8 protein-coding genes and 1 tRNA gene are annotated in these 11,143 nt (G+C 65.5%); 8 read left to right on the forward strand and 1 reads right to left on the reverse strand.

Annotation, left to right across the window (positions count from 1 at the left end; all coding sequences use genetic code 11):
- The first annotated feature begins 157 nt into the window (after positions 1-157).
- From JKG68_RS22715 to JKG68_RS22750, 8 genes are all read left to right on the forward strand, one after another.
- Positions 158-1,186: an ABC transporter substrate-binding protein gene (locus tag JKG68_RS22715; protein ID WP_376773194.1), complete on the forward strand. Its 1,029-nt coding sequence runs from the start codon at positions 158-160 to the stop codon at positions 1,184-1,186.
- An 85-nt stretch (positions 1,187-1,271) separates the two neighbouring features.
- Positions 1,272-3,779, forward strand: coding sequence for an ATP-binding cassette domain-containing protein (locus JKG68_RS22720; protein ID WP_312890927.1), 2,508 nt, complete (start codon positions 1,272-1,274; stop codon positions 3,777-3,779).
- Positions 3,779-4,774, forward strand: a complete 996-nt coding sequence (locus tag JKG68_RS22725) for an ABC transporter permease (protein ID WP_202063627.1) — start codon at positions 3,779-3,781, stop codon at positions 4,772-4,774. Before JKG68_RS22720 ends, JKG68_RS22725 begins: the two co-directional genes overlap by 1 nt.
- A gap of 138 nt (positions 4,775-4,912) precedes the next feature.
- Positions 4,913-5,629: a transcriptional regulator NanR gene (locus JKG68_RS22730; protein ID WP_202063628.1), complete on the forward strand. Its 717-nt coding sequence runs from the start codon at positions 4,913-4,915 to the stop codon at positions 5,627-5,629.
- A 448-nt stretch (positions 5,630-6,077) separates the two neighbouring features.
- Positions 6,078-7,352, forward strand: coding sequence for a ribulose-bisphosphate carboxylase large subunit family protein (locus JKG68_RS22735; RefSeq protein WP_202063629.1), 1,275 nt, complete (start codon positions 6,078-6,080; stop codon positions 7,350-7,352).
- Positions 7,349-8,749: a four-carbon acid sugar kinase family protein gene (locus JKG68_RS22740; RefSeq protein ID WP_202063630.1), complete on the forward strand. Its 1,401-nt coding sequence runs from the start codon at positions 7,349-7,351 to the stop codon at positions 8,747-8,749. Before JKG68_RS22735 ends, JKG68_RS22740 begins: the two co-directional genes overlap by 4 nt.
- On the forward strand, positions 8,746-9,597 hold the full coding sequence (locus JKG68_RS22745; RefSeq protein ID WP_202063631.1) for a phosphogluconate dehydrogenase C-terminal domain-containing protein: 852 nt from the start codon (positions 8,746-8,748) through the stop codon (positions 9,595-9,597). Before JKG68_RS22740 ends, JKG68_RS22745 begins: the two co-directional genes overlap by 4 nt.
- A gap of 157 nt (positions 9,598-9,754) precedes the next feature.
- The gene (locus JKG68_RS22750) at positions 9,755-10,837 is read left to right on the forward strand and encodes a D-TA family PLP-dependent enzyme (RefSeq protein WP_202063632.1); all 1,083 of its coding nucleotides are present in this window, start codon (positions 9,755-9,757) and stop codon (positions 10,835-10,837) included.
- 58 nt (positions 10,838-10,895) lie between these two features.
- Here JKG68_RS22750 and JKG68_RS22755 read toward each other — a convergent pair.
- Positions 10,896-10,972, reverse strand: a tRNA-Met gene (locus tag JKG68_RS22755).
- Positions 10,973-11,143: the final 171 nt, after the last annotated feature.

The raw sequence follows: 11,143 nt of genomic DNA on the forward strand, positions 1-11,143 counted from the left end.
AACCACCAAAGAACCATCAGAAATATACCACCTTACCGGCTTGCCAAACTGGTATGATGATATAATCTCTTCATCCCTAAGCAGCTTCACAGCACATGATGCTGGAGCCACAAAAGTCCGAGCAAATCGGCCGATTATTCCATCAGGAGGAAACCCGATGATGCAGCATGCAAAGACCCCTTGGATTCTCGGTTCGGCGCTCGCCGCCGTTCTGGCCGCAGCCCCGGCCGTCGCGTCGCCCGAGAAGCCGGTTATCGCCCTGTCGAATTCCTACTACGGCAACACCTGGCGCCATCAGATGGTCGAGGCCTTCGAGGCAGCGGCCAAGCAGGCCAAGGACGAAGGCAAGATCGCCGACTACATCGTCCTTAACGGGGACAACAGCGTCAACCAGCAGACGAGCCAGCTGGCCGATCTCATCCTCAAGAAGGTGGACGCCATCGCCATCAACGCGGCCTCCGAGACTGCCCTCAACAGCGTCATCGACAAGGCCTGCAAAGCCGGAATCAAGGTGATCTCCTTCGATTCCGTCGCGTCCGCTCCCTGCGCCTACCGGCTGACCTTCGACTTCACCGGCTACAAGAAGGAGCAGGCCGAGCAGGTGATGAAGCGTATAGGCGGCAAGGGCAACATCATCGTCGTGCGCGGCGTGAAGGGGTCCGCCCCGGACAACCTGATGCATTCGGCCCAGGAAGAGGTTCTGAAGAAATATCCCGACGTGAAGGTGGTCGCCACGGTCTATGGCCAGGCCACGGCCTCCGTCGCCCAATCGGCCATCGCCAACGTGCTCCCGAGCCTGCCCAAGGTGGATGCGGTGCTCGCCCAGGGCGGCAGCGACGACATCGGCATCGCCCAGGCGTTCGAGCAGTACGGCGGCGATTACGCCAACAAGATGCCGCTCATCGAAGGCGGCGGCAGCTCCAACTTCATCCTGTGGTGGATGAAGCAGAACGAGAAGAACGGCTACTCCACCGTGTCCATGAACACAACCCCCGGCATCGGCGGCGCAGCCTTCTGGCTCAGCTACAAGATCGCCAAGGGCGCGGAGGTTCCAAAGGAACTCGTGATGCCGGTCGCGACGGTGACCCAGGAGAACCTGAAGGAATTTGCCAGCATCAAGCCCGGAATCATCGTCAGCCCGAGCTACAGCGAGCAGTGGGTCGACCAGAACCTCATCAAGAAGTGATGCGCCGGGCAGGGGCGGTTCCATGCGCCCCTGCTCCAATCCTGCCCGACCGAGGGTCGGGTGACCTGCCGTGGAGCTGGATAGGGTGCGGACGACAGCTGCGATGAACGTGGTGCCATTGTCACGGGAAAAAGCACCTCAGGCCGAGGCGGAGCCGGTGGTCGCGCTACGCGGCATCACCAAGGCTTACGGTCCCACCCTCGCCAACCAGGCGGTCGACCTGACGGTCGGGCCCGGCGAGATCGTCGGGCTCGTGGGCGGCAACGGTGCGGGCAAGAGCACCCTGATGCGCGTTCTGAGTGGCGTCACGGTTCCCGACGAGGGCAGCCTCGTTATCGGGGGAGCCGCCAGGAACTGGGCCGATTACGGTCCGGGCGAGGCCCAGGCCGCCGGCATCCGCATCGTCCATCAGGAGCTGTCGCTCTGCGGCAACCTTACCGTGGCGGAGAACTTCTTTCTGGAGCGGCCGGATGCGGGAAGCGCCCGGCCAGGCTGGCGCAGGACCTACCGCGCCCTTGCCCGGCAGTGGCTCGATGCCGTGTTCCCGGGCCATGGCATCGATGTGGATGCGGAAATCGGCGATCTGCCGATCGGCCAAAGGCAGATGGTCGAGATCGCGCGGGCCGCGAGCGATCCCGATCTCAAGCTGCTGGTTCTCGACGAACCCACGTCCTCCCTCGATCCCGAGCGCAGCCGGCAGCTTCGCTCCTTCATCAAGTCCAGGGCCGCACAGGGTGTGGCCTTCATCTTCATCAGCCACAAGCTCAAGGAAATCCTCGAGGTCACCACCCGGATCGTCGCGCTTCGCAACGGACGCCTTGCCTGGGCCGGATCCGTGGAGGGAGCCTCCGTGGAGCGCCTTGTCGAGGCCATGGGCGGGGAGGCGGGAGCGTCCCTGCGAGCCGGGCGGCAGCGTCACGCGGCCTGGTCCCCGGGCGGGGGACGCGTTCTGGCGCGCATCGACGGTGAGGCCGTTGCCTCGCTGGGGCATCCGGTCGAGCTCCGGTCCGGCGAGATCGTGGGCCTGGCGGGCCTGGAGGGCAACGGCCAGCGGGACATGCTGCATCGGCTCTTCACGGCGCGCGCGTCCGGGGACGTGGCCTGTCTTGGCCCGGTCAGTTTCGTGTCCGGTGACCGCCAGCGGGAAGGAGTGTTCCCGCTCTGGAGCGTTCTGGAGAACATCGGGATCGGCCGCATCGCGGGCCGGTCCGAGGTCAGCCCCGTATCGTCCCGGGCCGAGCGCGCCGCCGCCGCCCCGACGGTCGAGCGGCTGCGGCTCGACCCATCGCGCCTCGAATCGAACATCCTCGAGCTGAGCGGGGGCAACCAGCAGAAGGCGCTGGTGGCGCGCGCGCTGGCCGGAGACGGGGAGGTGGTCCTTCTCGACGACCCGACCAGGGGCGTCGATGTGAACGCCAAAGCCGAGTTCTACGGCGTCGTGGCCGATGTGGCCGCGGCCGGACGCCTGGTCGTCTGGCATTCGACCGAGGATATCGAGTTCCTGGAATGCGACCGGGTGCTCGTATTCAGCGGCGGGCGCATCGTGCGCGAGCTTGTCGGGGAGGAGATCTCCGAGGAGGCGATCGTCAATTCCTCCTTTCTCCAGCCTGCCGCCTCCCGTGAGGTGGCCGGAGCAGCACCGGGACCCGCCGCAAGCCCCACCCGTGGAAATCACCTCGGCCGCCGCCTGATCGGCCTGATGCCTTTCGTCAGCTTCATTGCGGTTCTGGGCGCCATGGCTTGGGCCAATCCCATGGTCCTGTCGGCCTTCGGCCTCGATCTGCTGCTCGGCTCGGCCGTGGCGCTCACCCTGATCGCGCTTGCCCAGATGTTCATCGTCGGCGGCAGCGAAATCGATCTCGGGGCAGGGGCCTTCGCCGGCCTGGCGAACGTGATCAGCGCGACCCTCCTGGTCGACAATCCGGCTGCTGGGGCGGCCGTGCTCCTCCTGGCCTGGCTGTCTTACGGCCTCATCGCCGCGATCATCCATGCCCGCAAGATCCCGTCCATCGTGGTGACGCTCGGGGCGTCCTTCATCTGGGTCGGCATCGGCTACTCCCTGCAGCCGACCCCGGGCGGGAGCAGCCCGGAATGGCTGGCGCCCCTTTTCACCTGGCAGATTCCCGGCGTGCCCACGACCATCGTGCTGATCCTCCTCGCGGGCGCAGCCGCCGTCCTGATCGACAGGTCGCCCCTGGGCGTCGTGCTGCGCGGCTTCGGCAGCAATGCCGGCGCCCTGGAGCGCGGCGGCTGGTCGGTGCTGCGCTATTCGGTGATCCGCTACCTCATCGCAGGAGCCTTCGCGCTCATTGCCGGCCTGTCGCTCACGGCCATCAACACGGCCAGCGACATCAACTCCGGCGGGCCTTTCACCCTGTTGAGCATCGCGGCCGTCGTCATGGGAGGCTGCGCGCTGCTGGGGGGCGTGATCTCTCCGCTCGGGGTCGTCATCGGCTCCCTCACCCTGTCCCTGATCGGGGCGCTCCTGGGCACGCTCGGGGTCAGCACCGACTACAACGCCGCCGTTCAGGGAGGCCTCCTCCTGCTCATTCTCGTCCTCCGCATGGCGGTGGACCGGCGGGAGGATGCCTGATGCCCGATCTCTCGTCCTGGATGGCCCGCAACCGCTGGGTCTGGTCCCTGATCGGGGTTCTGATCCTGTGGGGAATCTTAAGCCTCATCACCGACCGCGTCAGCCTGCACTCCCTGTCGGGCGTTGCGACCTCGGCGTCCTTCCTGGTGCTGGCGGCCCTGGGGCAGATGTTCGTGGTCACCACCGGGCGGGGCAACATCGACCTGTCCATTGCGAGCGTCATTGCGCTGAGCGCCTTCGTGGGGCTGATCGTCATCGGCGGCAACGATGGACGCATTGCGGTCGGCCTGCTGGCCGTGCTCGGCATCGGGCTCGCGGTCGGGGCCACGAACGCGGTTCTGGTCGTGCTCTTCCGCATCCCGGCCATGATCGCGACCCTGGCCACCGGCTACGTGCTCGCAACCACGACGCTGATCGCAAACCGCTCCATCGCAGGGGCGGTGGCAAGCCCGGCGCTGGCCTTCGTGGCCGGGGGCAAGGTGGGCGGCGTGCCGGTGATGTTTCTGATCGCGCTCGCGGCGGTGGCCCTGTCGAGCCTTGTGCTAGGGAAACTCGCCTATGGGCGCACCCTTTCGGCCACAGGGCAGAATGCCAGGGCGGCGCGGCTGGCGGGCGTCAGAACCGGACGGGTGACGGCCACGGCCTTCGTGATCAGCTCCGTGCTGGCGGCTCTCGACGGCGCCCTGCTCAGCGCCTATGTAGGCGGCGCCTTCCTCGAGATGGGGGCTCCCTACCTGCTCCAGTCCGTAGGCGCCGTGGTGCTCGGCGGCTCGCTCATCTTCGGCGGCAGCTCGACCGCCGTAGGGACCCTGTTCGGGTGCATCCTGCTCGTTCTCATCGTCACCACCATGCAGATCACAGGCCTGCCGCCGGGGACGCAGGACATCGTTCAAGGGCTTGTCATCATCGGCGTTCTGGCCTTGGCGGGTCGGCCGGTTCTGAGACGGATCGTCCGGGCCGAGCCAAAGGCCGCCCGAGGGGCGGGGGCGCAGTAGAAGGCGAGGGAGCCGTTCTGGTATGATAAGTGTTGCAGTGCAGCGCCTCGATGATAGAGCGGGAGCCGATTGTTGAACGTGCAGCGCCCACCCAGCCGGGTTGGGCCGGTCGAAGGTTGAAGGTACTCGGGTCTCAAGATGGAAGCCATTGTTCGCCGCAAGTTGTCTCATGAAGTGCTCGATCGCCTGATCGGCGCCATCGAGGCCGGAGAGTACGAGCCGGGCACGCAGCTGCCGTCGGAGCGGGAGCTGATGGCGCGCTTCGGGGTTGGGCGCCCGGCCATCCGCGAGGCCATGCAGACGCTGCAGCAGATGGGGCTGATCCGCATCAACCATGGCGAGCGGGCCCGGGTGATCCTGCCCACGCCGGAGACGATCATCGACCAGATCACGGGTGCGATGCTCCAGCTCCTGTCGAGCAATCCCCGCGGGCTCAACGATCTCAAGGAAGCGCGCATCTTCTTCGAGGTCGGTCTTGCCCGGGTGGCCACCCAGCGGGCGACCCGGGAGGGCCTGGAGCAGCTGCGCCGGGCTCTCATCGCCTGCCAGGAGGCTCGCGGCGATGCCGCCCGGTTCGTGGCCGCCGACATGGCGTTTCACCACCAGATCGCCTCCATGTCCGGCAATCTCCTGATCGCGGCGATCAGTCAGGGCATGCTGGATTGGCTGAGCCGCTTCAAGCGCGAGCTCGTTTCCGCCCGCGGCGCCGAGCGCCTGACCCTGGAAGAGCACGAGCGGATCTACAAGGCCATCGCGGCCGGCGACCCCGAGGCTGCCGCCAAGGCCATGTCGGACCACCTGACGCGGGCCAACAGCTTGTATTCCGTCCTTGCCATGACCCAACCCGAGGACTGATCAGAAAGCGAGGAACAGGCCCGTCGCCGGGACGCCTGCACGCACCTGTAGTGGTTTGTCTCCGGCAGATCTCCGGCAGGTCAAACTGCTTCACCGGTGCCTACCGGTATCTCCACCGGTGCCTGACCGGTATTTCCTGTCACTTGCAGTGACGGGCCTGCCATCCGGGGAAATAGTTGTTGCTTTTCTCCCACTGGTATAATCACTATATGAGATAGAATAAGAACAGGAATCGCCGAAGTGGAAACCTGCAAGTGGAAGGAAAGAGAAACCTGCAAGTGAAGAGTCACTCCATTGGCACGCCACTTGAACTTCCATGCCGCAACGGAACTCGCGGGGAGGGTGCCTGGAGGCTCGTCCACCCCGTCTCCCCTGCCGGGGCGATGCCGCTTCTTTCCGCCAGCCCTTGGCTCGGCACGTTCAGTAACAGCTTCGGGAACAGCACAGGATGAATGCAGTGACAGAGCCGACCCGCATCGAGGCCGATTATCTCATCGAGACCGCCTACGATCCTCGTCAGGCTGCCGAGGCCATGGCGGGCGAGCAGTCCAGCGGCACCTTCGTGCCCATTCCGGGCGAGACGCCTGAACTCAAGGAGCGCTCCGCCGCCCGCATCGAGCGCCTGGAGATCGTCGAGGAGGTGGACGGGCCCTCGCTGCCCGGCGCCAGCCGTCCGAAGGGCGAGGACGCTGCCTACCGGCGCGCCCGCGTGACCCTGTCCTGGCCCATCGACAATTTCGGCCCATCCCTGCCGAACCTCATGGCCACCGTGGCCGGCAATCTGTTCGAACTGAAGCAGTTCTCCGGCCTGCGCCTTCTCGACCTGCGTCTGCCGTCGATCTTTGCCGGTGCCTATCCCGGTCCGAAATTCGGCATTGCCGGCACGCGCAGGCTCGCCGGAGTGGAAGGGCGGCCGATCATCGGCACCATCATCAAGCCGAGCGTTGGCTTCGGGCCCCGAGAAACGGCGGCCCTGACGAAGACCTTGTGCGAAGCCGGCATCGATTTCATCAAGGATGACGAGTTGCAGTCAGACGGGCCTCATTGCCCGTTCGACGAGCGGGCCCGCGCCGTCATGCGCGTCATCAACGATCATGCGGATCGCACGGGCAAGAAGGTGATGTTCGCCTTCAACATCACGGGCGACCTCGACCAGATGCGCCGCCGCCACGATCTCGTCCGCGATCTCGGCGGCACGTGCATCATGGCAAGCCTCAACTCGGTTGGCCTCGTCGGCATGATCGAGCTCGGTCGCTTCGCGGAGCTGCCCATCCATGCGCATCGCAACGGCTGGGGCTATCTCTCCCGCGAGCCGATGCTCGGATGGTCTTATGTGGCCTGGCAGAAGATCTGGCGGCTGGCCGGCGCCGATCACATGCACGTCAACGGTCTCAGCAACAAGTTCTGTGAGGACGACGACAGCGTCATCGCCTCGGCCCGCGCCTGCCTCACGCCGATGTTCGCGGACAAGCCCTGCATCTCCATGCCGGTCTTCTCCTCGGGGCAGTCGGCCAAGCAGGCACCGGGCACGTTCGCGGCGCTTGGAACGACCGACCTCATCTTTGCTGCAGGCGGTGGAATCATGGCTCATCCGGATGGGCCTGCCGCCGGCGTGGCAAGCCTGTGCGAGGCCTGGGAGGCGGCAACGGCCCACGTGCCCTTGGCCGAATATGCCAAAGACCGTCCGGCCCTCGCCAAGGCGCTGGAGGCCTATGCGGCATGAACGGGTCGGGTCAAAACCTCCCGGACGGCCTGCTGCTCACCTATTACGGTGACGACTATACCGGCTCGTCGGCGGTGATGGAGGTGATGACCTTCGCAGGCCTGCCGACGGTGATGTTCCTCGATGTGCCGACGCCCGCGCAGCTTGCCGCCTTTCGCGGGTATCGCGCCGTAGGAGTGGCCGGCATATCCCGTTCGCAGAGCCCCGCCTGGATGGAGGAGCATCTGCCGCCGATCTTCCGCGAGCTTGGAAAGCTCGGCGCTCCGATTGCCCACTACAAGGTCTGCTCGACGTTCGATTCCGCGCCGCATGTGGGTTCCATCGGCAAAGCGGTCGAACTGGCTGAGCCTATCCTGGGCGGCACCTGGCATCCGCTCGTCGTCGGCGCTCCGGCGCTGTCGCGCTTCCAGGCCTTCGGCAATCTCTTCGCCGCCATCGCAGGAGAGGGTTATCGCCTGGACCGGCATCCCGTGATGGCGCGCCACCCGGTCACGCCGATGGACGAGGCGGACGTGCTGCGCCATCTCGCGCGCCAGACGAGCAAGGCGAGCGGCCTCGTCGACTTTGTCGCCATGAAGCAGGGGCGGGCGGATGAGCGGCTCGCTTTCGTGAGAGGCAACGGAGCCGAGATCGTCGCCCTGGATGTTCTGGACGAGGAGACGCTTGCGGAGGCAGGCCGCCTCGTCTGGGAGCATCGCGGCGACCGACTGCTCGCTGTCGGGTCCCAGGGCATCGAGTACGCACTCGTCGCCCACTGGCGACAGCGCGGCTTGATACCGCCGGACGTGCCGGCTTTCCGGGCGCCGGCCGTGGAACGCATCGTCGCCGTCTCGGGCTCGTGCTCCCCCATCACCGCCGGGCAGATCGCCTACGCCGAGACCCATGGATTTACGGCGCTGCCGCTCGACGCGACACGCGCTGTCGATGCGGCCGAGTGGCAACGCGAGATCGGACGGGCAACCGAGCAGGCGCTGCGCCTGCTGGGCGAGGGCAGGGACCCCCTGGTCTACACCGCACGAGGCCCGGACGATCCTGCCGTGAGCGATCTGAACCAGGCCATCGCTGCAAGCGGCGTGCCATCCAGCACCGTCAACGATCGCATCGGCAACGGCCTCGGGCGCCTGCTCGATGCCACTTTGCGCGAAAGCCGGCTGACGCGCGCCGTCATCGCCGGCGGCGATACGTCGGGCCACGCCAGCCTTGCCCTCGGCATCTTCGCCCTCACGGCTCTTGCTCCGATCGCGCCGGGCTCGCCCCTGTGCCGTGCCCATTCCGATGACCCCGCTCATGAGGGGCTCGAAATCACGCTCAAGGGCGGTCAGGTCGGAGCTCCCGATTTCTTTTGCGCCGTAAAACGGGGTGGCGCTCCCAGTCACAATGGAGGAACCAGGATATGACAAAGATCGCACTGCTCGGCGCCGGTGGAAAAATGGGGGTCCGTCTTGCCTCCAACCTCAAGGGCTCCCCTTACGAGGTTTTCCATGTGGAGGTTTCCGAGGAAGGCCGTCAAAGGCTCAAGACCGTCGTTGGTGCCGATTGCGTCGACCGCGATGTGGCTCTGGGCGAGGCTGACGTCGTGATCATGGCGGTTCCCGACCGCCTGATCGGCAAGATCGCCCACAGCTTCATCGATGTCGTGAAGCCCGGAACCGCAATCATCATGCTCGATGCGGCGGCCCCCTACGCTGGCGAGCTGCCGAACCGCGCGGACGTCACCTATTTCGTGACCCATCCCTGCCACCCGCCGATCTTCAACGATGAGACCGATCCCGCCGCCAAGAACGACTTCTTCGGGGGCGTCAAGGCCAAGCAGCACATTGTCTGCGCCCTGATGCAGGGCCCGGAGGAGCATTATGCCCTCTGCGAGGACGTCGCACGGACCATCTACAAGCCGGTCATGCGCTCGCACCGCTGCACCGTCGAGCATATCGCCATCATGGAGCCGGCGCTGTCGGAGACCATCGGGGCCACCCTGTGCCTCGCCCTCCGCGAGGCCACCGACGAGGCGGTCCGCCGCGGCGTTCCGCGCCAGGCTGCGGTGGATTTCATGCTGGGCCACCTCAACATCGAGCTCGCCATCGCATTCGAAGCCTTCCCCGAAGGCAAGTTCTCGGACGGTGCCCTCTACGCCATCGATCAAGCCCGGCCGCAGATCTTCCGCGAAGGATGGCTGGAGCGCATCTTCGATCCCGTGGCGGTCAAGAAGTCCGTCACCGAGATCTGCAATCCTCCCAAGGCAGCCTGATCAGCCAACTGTTGCTTGGGCGGGCCGCGAGGCCTGCCCAAGTCGATCCCGAGAGGCGCAGCAATCCGATCGAGCGGGCAGGGTGCATCGACGATGGCGATCGTCTATGACATCGTGGCGGAACACATTTCCCCGATCGCGACAGGTAGGATTGATCATGAGCATCCAGACCCTCAAGGAAGAGGTGGCGCGGCAGTTCGGAACGCCTGCGGTCGTGATCGATCTGGACGTGATGGAGCGCAACATCGCCCGGCTGCAGGCTTTATGCGAAGCGGCAGGAGTCGCCAACCGGCCTCACATCAAGACGCACAAAAGCCCGGTCATCGCTTCCATGCAACGTGATGCCGGTGCCCGGGGCATCACCTGCCAGAAGCTCGGCGAGGCCGAGATCATGGCCGAAGCCGGTCTCGACGACATATTGATCTCCTACAACATCCTCGGCGAGGAGAAGCTCGATCGCCTCGGCCGGTTGCTTCAACAGGCGAAGGTTACGGTCGCGGCCGACAATCCAACTGTCGTCGCGGGCCTGCCACGGGCCGCTGCGATGGCGGGGCGTGACCTGAACGTCGTGGTCGAGTGCGATACCGGACGCAAGCGCGCCGGCGTCGAGACCGTGGCCGAGGCCGTTGCCCTGGCCAAGGATATCGCATCCCGTCCCGGTCTCACGTTTGCAGGATTCATGCTGTATCCGCCGGAAAATGCGATGACGGAGACGCAGGCCTTTCTCGACGCCGCTACAGCCGGCGTTCGGGACCTGGGCCTCGAGCCGCAGATGGTTTCCTCGGGCGGCACGCCCAACTTGGCCAATCTCGGAAGGATCAGGGGCGTAACCGAGCACCGGTCCGGAACATCGATCTTCAACGATCGCATGATGTTGGCGGCCGGCGTAGCGCAGCTCGAGGATTGCGCCCTGACGGTCTACTCCACGGTGGTGAGCCGCGCAGGCGCCGAGCGAGGCATTCTCGACGCAGGCTCGAAGACGCTGACGAGCGATACCGGCGGCCTGGAAGGGCATGGGCTCATCCTGGAGCATCCGCAGGCCAAGATCGCGCGGTTCGCGGAGGAGCATGGATTCCTGGATCTATCGGCTTGCAACGACCGCCCGCAGGTCGGCGACGTGGTTCGCATCATACCCAACCATGTCTGCGTCGTGGTCAATATGGTCGACCGGCTTGTCACTGTCCGCGACGGGGCGATTGTCGGCGAGCTGCCTGTTGCGGCGCGCGGTCGTTTGACGTGAGCCATCAAACGTCAAAAAGCCCCCGACGTTTTTTGCGCGGGGGCTATGTGGTGTGGATTGGTTGCGGGGACAGGATTTGAACCTGTGACCTTCAGGTTATGAGCCTGACGAGCTACCGGGCTGCTCCACCCCGCGCCAATCATGGCCTTTGAAGCAGGGGCTTCAAAGGCGAAGAAGCCGACAAACACAAACCGCGGCGCTCCTGAGAGACACCGCGGTGTGATTGTCAGAGACTGTAAAGAGGCGTTGTCCTTGGCAGGCCCGGCAATGACCTACTCTCCCGGGTCTTGAGACACAGTACCATCG

This window comes from Microvirga aerilata (assembly GCF_016743775.1).
Taxonomy (GTDB): Bacteria; Pseudomonadota; Alphaproteobacteria; order Rhizobiales; family Beijerinckiaceae; genus Microvirga; species Microvirga aerilata.